Raw genomic sequence first — 16,983 nt, 5'->3', positions numbered from 1 at the left:
CAATTTCATTTTAAGTTTGAAAAAATCTAATTATGCACAATGATAGGTCTATATGAGGTAATTATATGAAAAAAACAATTCATAACCGTTTTTTGTTTTTATTAGGCTGTAAAATAATGGAAGATGAAATTGTACATGTATTAGCTAATGATAGGGGTGTAGGAAGCACTGTAATCATAGATAATGGAGAAATTACAGATTTTGTTGAAAAAGTAAAGAATGTTGGCATTGTGCCTGAAATACTTCCTAAAGAAACTTTTTGGTCAAGACATGAACAAGGTTGCTATGGTACAAATCAATTTAATGTAGTTATTTTGATCCAACCAAAGCATCTTCATTCTTCTCCAAAGAAACTAAAGGACACTACGTACAAAACAATTAAAGAACAAGAACCTTATGTTGATAGCATCCTATTATTCTATGGTTCCTGCGGGAAAGCATTTAACAATCTCGACAATACATATTATGACCTTGATGTTAATGTCCACATTTTAGGCGAAAGTAAAATGAGTTGCACTAAACAAGTTACAGACTGCATATCAGCTGTAGTTGGTGGAGATGAAAAATATCATTCACTTTTAAAGCAATATCCAGATGCCTTATTCTTTACACCAATGTGGTCATCAAACTGGGATATATTGTTCGGAGATATTGAAAAAAGTATCAAATGTGATGAAAAAAAGAAAAAGTTTTTCAAAATGATGGGAGTCAAAACTTTGATTAAAATTGATACAGGGATCAACTATGAAACTGAATTTGATCTAAAGATTGATCAGTTTGCAGCAAAGTTTGACTTTAAAGTAGAAGAAATTAGGGGTACTAGCTCGATTATTGAGCAATGTTATTCTGATGTGAAAGGTGAACTATACCTGAGCTAAAGACTTAATTGTTTTCTGCTTCATCCCTATTCCTATTTAAAACAAGTAAGAAGCTGATAGAGCTTAATCCGATATTTTTGAACTTATTGTTGCATTAATTTCTCGATAGTGGGTGGTTTTACATAGATGACATACACAGTCAAACTGAACCCGATATTCAAGTTCTCTTTCCAGCAGTCGTGACCTTGCAGAACAAACTGTGAGGGATGATACCATGACCAATCAGACAGTTGAAGGCGATGCAGGCTATGGCATTGATATTCCAGAGCCAGGACCTACAACTCCTGATGACTATGTTGAAGGGTATGAAATGGAACCACAGCAAGAAGACCCGGATTCCGAATCTGGTCTAATGGCAACATTCTCAGGAGCCGAGCTAATTGGTACTATTGTGGTACTTCTTTCTGTAGTTGCAATATATGCAGGCTTCAGGCGTAGGGTCTAAGAAGATAAGATAAAATGAGGATGATAGGATTTCCATTCTCATTCAATTTTTTCACTTTCTGGTATACAAATAATATTTATTTTTGGATTCTAAATTTTCTAAAATCAGTGCAGTTCAAAATAACCTGTTAATGAAAATCAGAAAAAGAATGTGGTGCAAGGGTTAGATCCAATAACTTGTGGCCTTTCTGGGGGGTGGGGGTAAAGAAGTCACCACAAATGAATCTAACCCCAACTACGATATATAGTAGGATTCGAGATTATTTATAACCTTTGCTAGTTTGCATGGCTAAGCTCGCAGGCAATCAAATCATACCTAAGTTTTTTAGCATATAAGTAATATTTATCTATACATCTATATACAGTATTCAACTAAAAAAGCAGGAGTCCTCTTTCAGATGGGAGGGGTAGTTGACAAATAGAGATATCAATTAATTTTTTGGCTAAGAAATATATTCCAGCAGAAATAAGTGAAATACATGGCTAAAATTATTCATATAGCAGACACCCATCTTGGTTATAGACAGTATAACAGTGAAGTGCGAAAAGATGATTTCTTTCTAGCATTTGAAAAGGTTGTAGATGATGCAATAGAACATAATGTTGATGCTATAGTTCACGCGGGTGATCTTTTTGATATGAGGAATCCGCCATTAACAGATATATTAAGAACAATGCATATTCTCTCGAAATTGAGTGACCATGATATACCATTCCTTGGTATTGTTGGTAACCATGAGAGTAAACAAGACTATCAATGGCTTGACCTCTATGAACAGATCGGTATTGCTAAAAGGCTATCAATTAAACCATATTATTTAGATGACATTGCTATATATGGTATTGATTATGTCCCAAAGACAAAAGTGGATGAACAGTGTTTAAATATAGAAGAACCAGTCCAGGGCACTAAATACACATTTCTTACAATGCATCAATTAGCAGCTCATGTCCCACAGGGCACATTCAACTGTGACCTGATGTTAAAAGAATTCCCATTCAATATAGACCTATTCTTACTAGGTGATTATCACAAATATACTTCAACACGTATCGGTGATACTATAGTGACATATAGTGGTAGTACTGAACGTCATTCCAGTGTTGAGCATGAGGAACGGACATATAACTTCATTGATACTGATAATGGTAGGATCGATATTACCAGGATACGTATACCTACACGCAACTTCGTCTACATCTCTATAACACTTAACGACCACATTGAACGACCGGATCAGTATATCTTTGATAAAGTACGTGAAAGGATCAACGAGATCGAAGGTTCAGTAGTGATACTAAGCATAGATGGTAATTCGAGCTCGACCTTATCCCATTCTGAGATCGATGAATTTCTATTAAGTAAAGGTGCCGTAGTATCGCGAGTCAATGATAAACGTGTAATGAACGAATATATGGAACAGGACATTAATCAAACCTTAGTGTTCCTGGAACCCGATGAAGCCGTACAACAAAAACTCAACAAATTACATCTTACAGAAGGCGGCCAGAAAGTGGATTATATTGTACGCAACTTAGAGATCCCGAAAAGCAAAGTTGATGACGAGGTCAGTACTCGAATCGCTGAACAGTTAGAGAAGATCGGAACTAAACCAAAGAAAAAACCTCGTGTATCAAGTCAGACATTAAACAGTTTCCTATAAGGTGTTCTATAATGAAGATCAATTTTATCAGTATCAATAATATCAGGAGTTATAGGGACCAGAATATCGAGTTCAATAACGGGATCACAGTTATCACAGGCCCAAACGGGAGTGGTAAATCGAGTTCATTGGATGCTCTCTTTATTGCATTGTATGGGAATAAAGCGATCGTTGATAAGGATAGGAAGATAAGTGACATTATCAACAATTCCAGTAATGAGGGTAGCTGTAAACTGGATTTCACACATTTTGGTCATGATTATAGTATTGAAAGAGTATATACGATCGGTAAGAATGGTAATGCTAGTAATAAAAAATCTTTACTCAAACGAGACGGCTCGTTCTTTGCAGAACAGTTTGGTATGACGTATGAAAAGATATGCCAGATACTCAATATGGACGAGGATTCGTTCAGAAACTGTGTCTATATAAGACAAGGTGAGATCGATATCCTGATCAATGCAGCTCCTACAGAACGACAGAAAATGATAGATGACCTGTTACAGATCGGGAAACTTGAAGAGTATCACAGCAGATTAAAGGATGCAACTACTGGTATTAATCGTCTGTTAAGGGACACCAATACACTTTTAAAAGATAGATCAAATGAAATGGAGCAAATAGAAGAAACTGATCCCTATAAGACTCTAAGTACCCTGAAAACACAGGAATCTCATATCAAATCCGAGCTTGATCAGTCTCATAATATGAGAACCAAGTTAATTGACCGAATAAATGTACGTAATGCACAAATATCGGACTATGAATCGTATTCCAATGACAAAACTGAACTCGAGACCAAGATCGAGAATACTAAAAAACAAAAACAAAAGATCGATACTGAGATCAAGGAATTAAGTACCAGTATAGATTCACTTAGACAAAATATCAATGAACTGGATACGAGTATAACCCAACTCCAGGAAAAAGCTGAACTCCAAACTCGTCCAGATATGGAAAACATAGAGAATATCCTTGAATCTCAGAATGAACGTATAACTGATCTTTACACTCACCTGAAAAAAAAGGAAAATGAGCATAGTTCCGTTTCTGATACAATTAATTCTAATATTCAATTAAAAGAAAAATACGAATCTGATATTACTGATATCAAGGAACAAGAAACTGAACATTTAGATGAGATATCACGTATAAGCTCGAAAATGGATGAGTATCAGGAAAAGTTGAAACTTGTACGAGAAAAACTAATAAACAATTTCGATAAAGCTGGTATGGACTCCATCACTGACCTTGAGGACCATGTGAAAGAATTAAATGACCAGCTCCAATCTCTAACCACTTCATTGAATGATGAACGTACCAAAGCCCAATCTATTGATTATGAGATCAGGAACTCCGAGAATTCCAGGGAACAATATGTGGACCAACTCAATACTCTAGATGAAACTATCCATAATATTCAGGAACAATTGAAGGAAACCGAATCCAAGATCGAAATGAGAATAGAAGAATTAGATCGTACTAAAAAGGATATTGGGTCATGCCTGGAAACTATTCGATCCAAACTTGAAGATATTGGTATTGATATTGAGCTACCACAACAATTCACTCGTATTGACCTGAACTCTGTTCTAACAGACCTTGCTGATAAACGTCTCGAACTCGCGGGGTACCAGAAACAGTTCGAGACACGTTTAACCTTCTTAAAAGAACAAATAGATAAAGACGAATCGTTACTCAATAAAGGCATATGTCCTACATGTGAACAAAAGATCGATGAAACTCATTTTCATAACGAGCTCGATACTAAGAATAAAGAAGTAGCTGAGATCAATGAGAAGATCGAGCGTGTCAATACCGCATTGGATAATAATACAAGTGTGTATGAAACTGTAAAAGAAACTCTATCGATATATGACACGAACATTCCACCACTTGAATCTAGTCTGAACACAATTGAAACATCCATTTCACATCTTAAAGAAAAGGTAACTACATTGAAAAAGTCCCATGATGAGAGTATACAAAGAAAAACTGAATTGAATGAGAAAATAAAAGGTATAGATGAATCTGTATCCAAGCTAAAAACACAAAAGGAAGAAGTATCAGAACAAGTATCTAAACTGGGATCTGAACATGAAACCTTAAAAACAGAACTTGAAACCTATTCATCTCTACTTGACCAGCTTCGAACCGATCATCAGGACCGCAAAGATATCGAATCAGAACTCAAGTATTTAGATAAGACTCGTTCTACCTTGAATGAAACTATACAGAAAGGTCACGATAAGATCGAATCACTTAAAAAAGAGATACAAGTGATCGATGCTAAGATAACCGAACTCAGGTCCACTCAATCTAAATTGAATGAAGAGAAGGAAATGATTGAACAGGAATATGAGACGCAACGATATAGGTTAAGTGTACTTAAGCAGATAAAGACCGATCTGGTACAGATCGATTCATATAAACGCGATATTCATGAACGAACACAAAAGATCACAGCTAACCAGGAAACTATCCATCTATTAACAAGACAAATCCAAGAATATCAGGATTCTGTCAAGAAACTTGAAACTAAATTGGGTGATATTCAGATAGAACAAGTTCAGTCAAAACTGGCAGAGCTGAAAAACTCGTTAGGTAAATTGGACGATAAGATCGAGCAAAAGAATCAAGAGAATAATGAAATTCAGCAAAAATTAGGTCACCTGCATACAACGATTGAACATTTAAAGTCATTACAAGATAACATTGATGTACTGGATCAGAAAAAAGAATACCTGGAATCTGTTCTGAGTGATATCGAGACATTAGATGAAACTTATATGCAGACCCGAACTGAGATCAGGACAAAGAATATCAATATATTGAACAAGTACATAAATGAGATGTTTAATCTCATGTCAGTTGATAATGCATATTCTCATGTACTTCTAGATAATGATTATCATATTGAGATATATGATAAGGAAGGTAGTTCATTAAGTCCTAACCAGTTAAGTGGTGGTGAACGAGCTATCCTGAACATAGTTTTCAGGTGTGCCATCTATAGATTATTAGCACACGGTTTTGGTCATGAATCAAGTGAATCATTACCACCCATTATAATGGACGAACCTACAACGTTTCTTGATAGGGAACACATAAAACAATTAATACAGTTACTCGATACCATGAGATCTCTTGGCGTAAATCAGATCATAGTGGTGACACACGATGATACTTTAATAGATGCTGCAGATTCGGTATATCGAGTGGATAAGGACCCATCCACTAATATCTCGCATATGGTACCCATGACCCACTCCAGACCACAATTGTTCATTTAAATACCTAAACTAAATCATAATAACCAATCGATCAAGCTAATCAATTAGATAAGGAATGTTATATCACTATGGTACTCGACCCAACACATATGGACCACGTAACACGGATCATCGGGGATATTGATACCCTGGTCTCAGAATACGATACGAGCCATAAACAGGATAATATCAATGATATTATAAGTAAAATCAGGGAGACTACGGTCAAAAATGATACTCTGATCAAATTGATCGATGATGAGAGTATGTTGTATAAGGATCACAGACATGATCTCGCAGATGAATATATGTCTCATTTCAATGAACTTTATGCGATAGATAGTGGTACAATTAATCCTATAACGTACGCTAATGGTGCAGTTTTTGATATATGCCATGGTCTTATTAGCAGTGTACCTGTTAGAAAAGAGCTTGAGAGGTACAGAACGATCAGTTCATTGATCTATGTACCAAATAACGATTTTAATATTAGTCCTGATACTGGTTGGAATTATTATGATAAGGGTTATGCGAGGTCAATGAAACTTACTGTAAGTGGTACGATGGTCACACGGCATATTAACGATATAGTGCACACTATCAATATGAAATATACTGAATCTGAACATATGTTATGGTTATTAGATAAACTTGCATTCAATAGCATGTTTATCATTGACGGTTCAATATATCCAAAGGAATTGATGTATTGGGTAGTTGATAGTGGTCTTTCAATGATGATAAGATATGAACCAGTGACACAGAGAGTACTGAAAAACTATGTTCATATCATGGAAAAGGCATTCAAACTCAATGTACCCGTACTAGGTTTTGTGAAAAACCCAACAGATTCTCAGATCATGAGGTCGGATACAATGTCTGACATGAATAATTGGTCAAATGATGCACAACTGTTCCAATACTTACTGAACTCATGTGATGATACTAGTATAATGAAGAATGGAATTACTTATACAGGATGGTTCAGGCAAGAGAATCGGATATACGGTTCTTCAGTTGATAGATCATCACCACTCCTAGATACTGATAATATTACACCATTATATCCACCCGAAGATTATGATATTGCTTTTTTCATGGCATACATTCCTCGTACACATTCCCTGTTCAAGATAGAATCCTTATACGGCTTTGTCAAGGACCCTGCTACTAGAACAAGAATAACTCGACAGATTCTCTCAGACATGGCATTAACGGGTTCGATACCAAAGGTACTAAATAATGCTGACCATCTCGCAAAGATAAGTCGATATGAGACTAACAGATTAAGGGACCTGGTGGATAGGAAGAATAGAGTATATGATTATAATTCCCATCGATGGGGTGGAATGGAGAGTACGGTGATAACTAATGGATCATACGAATGAAGAATATAGCGAAGATGAAATATTGGCGTTTGCACAGGGTGACGATTTTGTGTCGGCTAATAAACCTAACAATGATACTCAAGATCAAGAGGATGATATTGCTACTGATATGTTCATGCAAGGTACTCAGGTACCCAAACAAGTATCTAATTCGGGATCAAGTTCGTTAGGTACTCTTGTCACGGGTCCGGAGAATCTCAGAATCACTGAGAATGAATCGGTTGTTATAATCTATGTTAGGGCAGAAAATCGTGATAATATCAAGATCGGAAGTTATTTGGTAGTACCTTACCCAAACAATGAGAAAATGTTTGCACGTGTCAAAGAATTGACGTACATGCAGAAATATCCATCAGATGACGCTAATGAACTGCATTCGATCCGTGTTGAGAATACTACACTTGATGAAGAGGAATTTAAGCTCCTAGCATACCTTGAACCTTTATGTATACTTTATAACGAGACTGGTACTAAACTCGCAAGAAGATTAGTTGATAAAATCCCAAAACCTAACACTGTTGCAACACATGTAAAGGACATTGACAGTATTCAAACTGGTCTTAATATACCAAACGAAGGTATTTTTTTAGGGTATGTAAGTGTTGGTGGTGAGATGATAGAGACTACTACATATCCATATAATGTATCTTATTATTTACAGAACAACGATCCTACACGTGAACCGCTCATATTCAGGCACGCGCTTATATGTGGTTCTACAGGTACCGGTAAAACATTTGTGGGTAAGAACATTATTAGACAATTCATTTCAGATAATGTGAGGTACAGTATACGTGACCCTGCGATCAAAGGCGAATTCCAGCCATGTGTGGTTATTCTTGATCCTCAGGACGAGTATTCTCAAATAAAGGAAGATAATCCTGAAATGCCTCAAGATTATGTGGATCAGATGAATACGGTTAAGATCGAACATGGTGGTGTCCCGAAAACAAAGACATTCACTGCAAAGATTGGGAATGATCGGTCCTATTCTCCTACAACCTCGGCATCTAACAAGGAATTCACTGTTCCGTTTGAGATAGTAAGATCGAACCATTGGTTATTACACGGGGCAGAAATGAACGAAAACCAAATATACGGGCTTGAAAGGTTAATAAACGATTATTTCAACTCGAAACAGGGTAATTATTCATATAATGATTTCATTGATTTTGTTACTGATATTGATAACAAGAAAGAGTATACTGAAGATACGAATATTATCCATGAAGCCACTTATGACAGTATTGTACGACGTATCGATAATAATCATTACAGGAACGTCTTCGATCAAGGTGCAGATAAGATCACTGATATCCTTGACCAGATATTTGTACCGGGACAGGTAAGTTTGTTCCCTACAGAATACATCTCATCCACAAAATCAAGGGATATCCTGATACTGACATTAATGACACTGATAGTGGACAATAAACTCAAGAACAATGGTGAAAAGGTTATCAAGGACACACCAATTATTCTTACACTCGATGAAGCACATCGATACCTATCCAATGCCAGGTCGATACAGGCACGAGCTATTGTAGGCAAGTTCACTGATGCTGCAAGACAGGGTAGAAAAGAATCATTAGGACTCCTGTTTATAACACAGGATCCTCAGGATATAGCTGATACTGTGATGAAACAGATCAATACTAAGATTGTACTTAACTTGAACAACGAGTCCGCGATAACATCGTTACAGATCCCTAAGAAATATGAAAAAAGAATACCTTTCCTGAAACGTGGTCAAATGATCATACACAGTCCCGATAATAGTGATACTGTAGAACTAATTGGTTTAAAACATTGTTTAGTGAACCATTTTTGAACACATTTTTTAACTAACATTAGTGAATAGGAATAATAAAATATCGCTTCTCTAACCCCGATATTCTATTAACTCCTAATCCTTTCCCCCATTACCCCAACCCATCATCATCATTTTTGGATAGGTTAGTTCCTTACAAATATACCTATAGTATTTACCGTATTTAACCTATTTTGAGATTAATTAAATGAATGTAATTAACTTTCAATAGCGTTATAATTTCAAACAGCATTATCCAGGTTATTGACTTTTTTTACAGTTCAGTTTGAAATAATAGATAAAAAATGATTTTAGAATGTTCTGATGTGACTTCATGCAAAAAGAATACCTATCATGAAACGTGGCCAGATCATCATACACAGTCCCGTGAATAATGATACTGTACAACTATTTGGCTTAAACTATTGTTTAGTGAACCATTTCTGAACACGTTTTTAACTAAAATTAGTGAATAGGAATAATGAAATATCGGCTTCAAACCCACCGATATTCTATTAACTCCTAATCCTTTCTCCCATTACCCCAACCCATTATCATCATTTTTGGATAGGTTAGTTCCTTACAAATATACCTATAGTATTTACCGTATTTAACCTATTTTCACATTAATTAAATGAATGTAATAAACTTTCAAAACCTTTATAATTTTAAACAGCATTGTTCTACTTATCTAACTTCTTATCTCGGTTAGTATAAAAAATTCGAATTACAGTAATACCTTTAAATGAAGTGAGATAAGTGTTAAAAGCAAGTATAAAATACTTAAGGGACAATTTTCAGAAGTGGGGTCATGAAAAAAGATTTATTAGATGTTCTGTTCCTATCCGAAAAACGAAAGAAAGTACTCTTAATTTTAAAAGAGGGGCCAAAAGAAACAGATTATCTTTTAAAAGAGTTAGGTACTACAAGACAAGCCTTGTTACCCCAACTTAGAATTCTGGAAGACTATCATCTAATAATACACCTCAATGATATGTACAAACTATCTTCTATTGGTGAGATATTAGTGGAAGATATACAGTCTCTTTTAGCAAAAACTGATATTTTTGGTATTGATATTAATTTTTGGGGTGAATGTGATCTAGATTTCATACCAAGATCATTATTCAAAAAAGTTGGTTATCTTGGAGAATGTAAGTGTATAATACCACACATAACTGAAATGTATGAGCTCAATCCTGACTTCCATGAAGATTCAATGAATTCATCTGAACATTATGTAATGACAACGTTCATGCATCCAAACTTCCCAAAACTTGTTGACGATCTAGTAAATAATGGTGTGAATGTCAGTTTTCTAATATCAGAATATCTTTTTGATGTATTGAAGAGGAAGAGATACGAAGATTTCAGACAAGTTATTGGGTATGAGAAGGTAAATGTTTTTGTATGTTCAAAAGAGTTGAACTTTCAATATGTTTCTTTCAATGATCATTCTCTTATCCTGAGTTTGTTTAAGAAAAACGGAGAAATTTCTTCTAAAAGAATGCTGTGCACTAGTTCCACATCATTGAAATGGGGACATGAACTGTTTCAACATTATATGCAATATTCTAAAAAAATAACTGAGATTTGATTAACAAGTAACCTAATTGAGTATAGACCTTTTTCACAAATTCAAAAAATGTTAAATATGTGATGGGATGTTTAGAGTTGGGTAGTTTTTTTGGATAAAATTCTAAAATCTATAAGTTGAATAAAACCATGATATCACATCTATATAGACTTTACATAAAACATAGGATAATGCAGAAAAAGGAATATTTTCCTCATCATATAACACTAGTCTTATCTGAAACTGACCTCTCAACTAAAAAAGGATACAAGTCATTGAAAGAGTTCATTGACCTTTTACGTGAAATGGATATGAGTGTTATTAGCATTTATGTTGATATTATTGATACTGACATTGAACTGAAAGAAGAAGTCTCTCAAATCCTTATATCCCAGTTCGAATCCATGGTATCAAAGCTCGACTTCAAACCAAAACTTACTATATATACCATCAATGGCGATACATACCTTGAATCCGATTCTGACGATCTACATCTGATATTCTCACCAGGTTTTGGTGGTAAGAAGGAGATACTGTATGCAATGAGATCAGTTCTCAAGAAAGTTGAAGATGGATCTATTGGTATAGATGATATCGATGAAGATGCTATAGAGTCAGAATTGCTTATCAGAGAAGAACCTGATATAATTATACGTACACATGACAAGAACCTGTCAGATTTCTTGATATGGCAATCAGTTTATTCAGAACTTTATTTTACAGATGTAAGCTGGAATAGTATCCGTGACATTGATGTACTCAGAATAATCAGGGATTACCAGAAACGACAACGACGGTTTGGTAAATGAACTTTGATTAAATTTTAGGATTTTTAAGTCTAAAAAATTCAGCTCAATCATTTTTTTATTTGATTTCAATTAGATACGACTTGCCCAGGATAATTTCACGGTTCAATGGATGGACTTTTATATCTATAGATACTTATAGTGTACTATAGATATATGTCATAACATCTATGCAATTGGTGCAAAGGAGGATTAAAATGTCAACTACTATCTGTGTGAATATACAAACAAAAGAAAAACTTAAACTTATAAAAAAACACCCAAAAGAATCCTTTAATTCAGTGATAGAGAGATTAACCAGCATGGCACTTGATGAGGATGAACTAAGTGATGAAGCTATTCAAGGCATTGAAGAAGCTTTAGAAGACATCAAAATGGGCAGGACATATAGTGAAGATGAGGTCAAAAAAGAGCTTGGTTTACTGTGAGCTACGAAGTAATCTATACAAACAAATCACTGAAACAGTTGAAAAAACTACCTGAAACTGTAATTGAGGACATAATCAATTCATTAACTGAACTGAAAAACGATCCATATAGTAACATAAAAAGACTTAAAGGTATAGGTAAACAGCCTATATATTCTCACCGGGTTGGAGGATATAGAGTCATCCTAACAATCGAAAACAATAAAATGTTGATATTTATTGTAGAAGTTGGTAATCGTAAAACAATCTATCGTAAATACCAATCTTGAAATGAATGATTTATTTTCTGATCAATTTTTTTTTGATGAATAGGTTGGTTTTGGTGGATACTTGTTCCAACCCAGTTTCTGGATAACATGTTCTGTGACCTCATCTAATTCATGTTTATCTGTACACCTTTTCTGATAATATGCACTGATATGATCAAGTGCTTGACTTCGTGTACACTTTTCATCTTCCATTACTTTATGTAGGATTGCTAATGTCTTTCTATCCACAGTTGCACATATCTTATGATTCATTCGAACTTACCCCTTCTAAAGAAAAAGGAGGCATACAAACTGTATATAAATTTAATACAACTGTTTTTTTATAGATTGAGAATTGTTAGATAGCAAAGAACAATATATTTATTTATAATTAGACTTGTATGAGATGTTTGTTTTTTAATATTGATATTATTTAATTTAGTGGGTTGAGTAGGTTATTATTTCATGTTAAGATGTTATAAAGACTTAGTCACTTTATTGACTAAAAGTGAGAAGAAGAGTTTCTTAACTAAAAAAGCAGTTGTCTCCTCCCTTAAGGGAGGGTAGTTGAAGGAACTTGTTGAAGATCAATATGTATTTGAAATGGGTGATAATGGTGCTGGTATACCTCGGAGTACGAATTCATGTAATTCACGTTCACTCGGCCTAAGGCTCATTGATATGCTGGTATTACAGCTGGGTGCAAAGATCGATATTGATTGTACACAGGGTACACATTATACTATCAAAATTAAAAAATGAAATTAAGGGTACATAACCAAAACCAAAATCAAAACCTATTCTATATCTATATATAGTTTAAATAATATTATTAGCTTAATCACTAAGATTCGTCTATCATATCAGTGGGGTGAATTATATACAATGTCATCATCGAGTTTAGATACAGTATTAGAACAGGGATTTAGAGCATGGACACGGAACTTGAAAATATCCGTACCTTTCATATTGAGTTTACTTGTGGTCGGGTTGATATGGACCGCGTATGCTATTATATTAGCACTCTTTGTAGCCATACCCGCATTCTATACAGCACAACTTGACCTTGGTGTTATGGGGATGCATACTCTATACACATTCTTACCTTACATTGAACCTTACCTTATACCAGTAATTGCCAGCTTCGTTCTTGTTATGATCATTTCGATGTTAGTACAATCGTTCTTCACCTCAGGCGCGATCGGGATGTCACGCTCAGCTGCCATTACGGGTCATGCGAGTTATGAGGATATGGTGAATTATGGGAAACTGTTTGCAGTACGCTACTTTTTCCTCCAGATAATATATTATATTGTTATATTGGTGGGTGCAGTGTTCACAATACCTGGTATACTGAGATTGATGGGACTCCAAACATATACTCCTGATACTGTTATACCAAACATCACACCATTGTTGGGAGGATTTGGTGTATGGTTCATTTATTCGGTGATAGTCACATTATTACTTTCAGTGATGTACTATGCACTTGTCGTGGACGATCGTGGTATCTTCAGTTCAGTTCTGGCATCCATAAAGTTCTTTTTCGCAAACAAGGCAGCTGTCATTATACTCTGGGTCATTATCATTACAGTAATGGTGGTGCTCAATATGGTCGATATAGTGACAATGCAATTCGAGTATCTCGCAACGTTATGGAGTGCAGTTACGTTCATAATAAGTGTTGCAGTAATACCCGCGGTATTAACCGTATGGTGGACATTCCTCTATATAGGAAAGACTGGGTGGACAATACACGGTACTACAGAAAATGAAAATGGGAAGGAAAAGGGAAAGGAAGAGAAAGAAACAGTGGTTGAATGATATTAAGATTCATCACATTTCAATTTTAATTTAATTTCAATTTTAATTTTAATTTTTTACTATAATCAAAGAATAAAAAAATAGGGTGAGTATAACAATTATTGGGGAAGTGTAACCAGATGGATAAAGATGTATTTGCTATCAGTAATGTATCTGAACGTAATACGTTAACTATACGCACAACCACACCAGCATCGAAATTACCTGAAATTATAGGTACATCGTATTCTAAGATCATGGAATATATGTCTCGATTGAATGTGGAACCCATGGAGGAACCCTTTGTGGCATATTACAATATGAATATGGAGAACCTTGATGTTGAGATCGGGTTTGTGGTACTTTCCATGCCAGAAGGTCATCAAGATGGTGATGATGATAATAATGATAATGAGGATGGTATCAAGTTCAATATCATTCCCCCGGGTCGTGAGATATCGTGTATGTATAAAGGACCTTATGCTGAGAGTGCAGAAGCTTATGATAAACTGTTAGAATTCGCTGAACAAATGGGTGTCGAGGTTACTGGTACTGCATACGAGTATTATTACAATTCACCTGCCGAAGTTCCAGAATCCGAACTCTTGACAAAAATTGTATTTCCACTAAAATTCTGAAATTCTGAAAAGTTGAATTGTACCGTTTTAGCAAGTAACAAGGTTTAATTCATATTATTTTCATACTGATAGATTAGAATAGAATGATAAACAGTTTCGATGAGTTTAAGGTACAACTAGATCGTGATGATATACAGTTGTACGGTTGTACTGACGATATGTGTTTCCATTTCTGGATCGATGAGATTAGTATGGATAGTAATGAACTTGTTACTACATATTACATGTTCTTTAGGTCAAGTTTTCTTACCTGGCTTGAACGCCAGAATAAGGAGATCGAGTGGGGTGACAGTTTTGGTGGTGAGTTCGAGGAAGCTGAGATCCATCATTGCAGGATATACGATATTGAACCTATTATATTCCAAGAACATGAATCGGAATTCGAGCAAGAAGAAAATATTGGTTCTGAACTAGTAGGTCAAGATGATGATTGAAATCAAGATAAGATTAAGGTCAAAAGAAGAAAAATGTATTTTTCTGAGCTATTAAGGTACAATAGTTATTTTAGTTAACTTTTTGAATATATTACTAGGACTGTTCTGATTTAAATCGAGGTTAAGAGCTGTTTATATTGAAAAATTATATAAATAACTTAGAGATTTGTTATTCGTGACTGAAACAAGTAGAATTAGAAATTAATACGGTAAAATGTACCGTTATTATCTTTCACGGTAATATTACCTTCAAGTTGTTTTACTAAAAGGTCAATAATGGTTTCACCTAAGGAAAAACTTTTGTGTTCAGCTGCCACATCTTCTTTGGATGTACTAATCCCAATTCCATTATCTGTAATGATAAGTTCATATCCAGGTTCCTTTTTCTTGAATGAGACATTGATCTCACCTTCATCTAGACCGTTGAATGCGTGCTTGTATGCGTTTGTGAGTATTTCGTTAATAATAAGGCCTAATGGGATGGTGGTATCCATGTTAAGGCTCAGGTCATCTATATCCAGTTTAATATCGATCTTAGCTTCATGTGTACCGTAAATGCCTGAGATGTATTGTACTAATCCTTCAATATAGTCTCGTGTTACTATATTAGCAACATTGGATGTATTGTACAGTTTTTCGTGTGCAAGTGACATTGATCGAATCCTGTTCTGACTTTCTCTGAATGCATTGACCACATCTTCATTGTCTTTGAAGAGCTTTGATTGGAGGTTAAGTAAACTGATTATCACCTGCAGGTTGTTTTTTACTCGATGATGTATCTCATGGACCAATAATTGGTTTCTCTCAAGTTCCTCTACACGTTTGCGTTCAGTGATATCCTCTCCTACACTACCCACTGCCCTTATATTACCATAACTGTCGTAAAGGGGGAACAGAGTTGTACTGAATATCTGGTACTTATTCTCGTACTCGAACGAATCAAGGACCGTGATTGGTTCTTCTGCCTCGACTACGTTATTGATACGTCGCATGAAATTGTCAGCTACATCTTGGGGTAACAGATGTTTAAATGTTAGCCCAGTATCATTCTTATTCTCATTCTCATTCTTATTCTCATTCCCATTCCCATTTTTATCATCAGGATCTATACCAAGGAATTGGGATAATGATCGGTTCATCATAAGGTATTCACCATCAAGAGAAATCTCTGAGATCAAGAGTGGGCTATGGTCAAGAATACCTTTAAGCCGTTCATGTGACTTGTTCAGTGCATCTTCAGCATTTTTTCGATCAGTTATATCGTTGAATGTTAATAGTATCAGTGACTCGATATTGTTATTATCTGAAATGAACTCGAACTGTTCAGTTTGTTCTTTATGCCCCTTGATCTCCATATGAACAATTTCATTATCTTTGTCTAAGAACTTCAGTTCAAGTGTTTTATTTTCCGGCTTTTTAAAGAATGGTTTAAAACGTGCAATGTATGTAACTTTATCATGTTCATGTACGTATTTCATTAATGGCTCATTCACGTTCTCGAGGCTGTCAAAAACTTTGGTGTTAAACTTTATTGGATATGTTCCCTTCCCAATATCCTCTTTTAACACTTAAATAATTCAATATCCCATTCGGT

17 protein-coding genes are annotated in these 16,983 nt (G+C 35.0%); 14 read left to right on the top strand and 3 right to left on the bottom strand.

Features of this window, described 5'->3' with window-relative positions; translation table 11 throughout:
• The first annotated feature begins 65 nt into the window (after positions 1-65).
• Complete coding sequence (locus J2T59_RS08765) at positions 66-878, top strand: DUF1638 domain-containing protein (RefSeq protein WP_259135563.1); 813 nt, start codon at positions 66-68, stop codon at positions 876-878.
• A gap of 63 nt (positions 879-941) precedes the next feature.
• On the opposite strand, the gene J2T59_RS08760 is transcribed toward J2T59_RS08765, so the two are convergent.
• Positions 942-1,094, bottom strand: a complete 153-nt coding sequence (locus tag J2T59_RS08760; protein ID WP_259135562.1) for a hypothetical protein — start codon at positions 1,092-1,094, stop codon at positions 942-944.
• Here J2T59_RS08760 and J2T59_RS08755 point away from each other — a divergent pair.
• The 9 genes from J2T59_RS08755 to J2T59_RS08715 all read left to right on the top strand — a co-directional run bounded on the left by J2T59_RS08755 (position 1,093) and on the right by J2T59_RS08715 (position 12,535).
• Positions 1,093-1,323: a hypothetical protein gene (locus J2T59_RS08755; protein WP_259135561.1), complete on the top strand. Its 231-nt coding sequence runs from the start codon at positions 1,093-1,095 to the stop codon at positions 1,321-1,323. The two genes, J2T59_RS08760 and J2T59_RS08755, sit on opposite strands and share 2 nt — an antisense overlap.
• A gap of 478 nt (positions 1,324-1,801) precedes the next feature.
• Entirely contained in the window at positions 1,802-2,986 is a 1,185-nt protein-coding gene (locus J2T59_RS08750; RefSeq protein ID WP_259135560.1) for a metallophosphoesterase family protein, read from the top strand.
• A gap of 11 nt (positions 2,987-2,997) precedes the next feature.
• Positions 2,998-6,279 (top strand): AAA family ATPase, encoded by a 3,282-nt coding sequence (locus tag J2T59_RS08745; protein ID WP_259135559.1) that lies wholly within the window; start codon positions 2,998-3,000, stop codon positions 6,277-6,279.
• 68 nt (positions 6,280-6,347) lie between these two features.
• Complete coding sequence (locus J2T59_RS08740) at positions 6,348-7,646, top strand: DNA double-strand break repair nuclease NurA (RefSeq protein ID WP_259135558.1); 1,299 nt, start codon at positions 6,348-6,350, stop codon at positions 7,644-7,646.
• A complete protein-coding gene (locus J2T59_RS08735) occupies positions 7,630-9,477 on the top strand; it encodes an ATP-binding protein (protein WP_259135557.1) in 1,848 nt (615 codons plus the stop codon). The genes J2T59_RS08740 and J2T59_RS08735 overlap by 17 nt, the downstream gene beginning before the upstream one ends.
• 790 nt (positions 9,478-10,267) lie before the next feature.
• A complete protein-coding gene (locus tag J2T59_RS08730) occupies positions 10,268-11,053 on the top strand; it encodes a helix-turn-helix transcriptional regulator (RefSeq protein ID WP_259135556.1) in 786 nt (261 codons plus the stop codon).
• 170 nt (positions 11,054-11,223) lie between these two features.
• Positions 11,224-11,841 (top strand): undecaprenyl diphosphate synthase family protein, encoded by a 618-nt coding sequence (locus tag J2T59_RS08725; RefSeq protein ID WP_259135555.1) that lies wholly within the window; start codon positions 11,224-11,226, stop codon positions 11,839-11,841.
• Between the two features lie 194 nt (positions 11,842-12,035).
• Positions 12,036-12,266, top strand: a complete 231-nt coding sequence (locus tag J2T59_RS08720; protein WP_259135554.1) for a hypothetical protein — start codon at positions 12,036-12,038, stop codon at positions 12,264-12,266.
• Positions 12,263-12,535: a type II toxin-antitoxin system RelE family toxin gene (locus J2T59_RS08715; RefSeq protein ID WP_259135553.1), complete on the top strand. Its 273-nt coding sequence runs from the start codon at positions 12,263-12,265 to the stop codon at positions 12,533-12,535. The genes J2T59_RS08720 and J2T59_RS08715 overlap by 4 nt, the downstream gene beginning before the upstream one ends.
• Before the next feature lie 21 nt (positions 12,536-12,556).
• On the opposite strand, the gene J2T59_RS08710 is transcribed toward J2T59_RS08715, so the two are convergent.
• Entirely contained in the window at positions 12,557-12,787 is a 231-nt protein-coding gene (locus tag J2T59_RS08710) for a hypothetical protein (RefSeq protein ID WP_259135552.1), read from the bottom strand.
• A gap of 294 nt (positions 12,788-13,081) precedes the next feature.
• Here J2T59_RS08710 and J2T59_RS08705 point away from each other — a divergent pair, with 294 nt between their 5' ends.
• From J2T59_RS08705 to J2T59_RS08690, 4 genes are all read left to right on the top strand, one after another.
• Positions 13,082-13,276 (top strand): hypothetical protein, encoded by a 195-nt coding sequence (locus tag J2T59_RS08705; RefSeq protein WP_259135551.1) that lies wholly within the window; start codon positions 13,082-13,084, stop codon positions 13,274-13,276.
• 123 nt (positions 13,277-13,399) lie between these two features.
• Complete coding sequence (locus J2T59_RS08700) at positions 13,400-14,338, top strand: hypothetical protein (protein ID WP_259135550.1); 939 nt, start codon at positions 13,400-13,402, stop codon at positions 14,336-14,338.
• Positions 14,339-14,457: 119 nt separating this feature from the next.
• Positions 14,458-14,955 carry a GyrI-like domain-containing protein gene (locus tag J2T59_RS08695; RefSeq protein ID WP_259135549.1) on the top strand — a complete coding sequence of 166 codons (498 nt, stop codon included), beginning with the start codon at positions 14,458-14,460 and terminating at the stop codon, positions 14,953-14,955.
• A gap of 83 nt (positions 14,956-15,038) precedes the next feature.
• Positions 15,039-15,389 (top strand): hypothetical protein, encoded by a 351-nt coding sequence (locus J2T59_RS08690; RefSeq protein WP_259135548.1) that lies wholly within the window; start codon positions 15,039-15,041, stop codon positions 15,387-15,389.
• A 194-nt stretch (positions 15,390-15,583) separates the two neighbouring features.
• On the opposite strand, the gene J2T59_RS08685 is transcribed toward J2T59_RS08690, so the two are convergent.
• Positions 15,584-16,957: a sensor histidine kinase gene (locus J2T59_RS08685; RefSeq protein ID WP_259135547.1), complete on the bottom strand. Its 1,374-nt coding sequence runs from the start codon at positions 16,955-16,957 to the stop codon at positions 15,584-15,586.
• Positions 16,958-16,983 lie beyond the last annotated feature (26 nt).

Origin of the sequence: Methanosalsum natronophilum, from assembly GCF_024808815.1 — an archaeon.
Classification (GTDB): domain Archaea; phylum Halobacteriota; class Methanosarcinia; order Methanosarcinales; family Methanosarcinaceae; genus Methanosalsum; species Methanosalsum natronophilum.
Note: the sequence above shows the minus strand (reverse complement) of the source record. Positions and strands in the feature narration are given on the sequence as shown.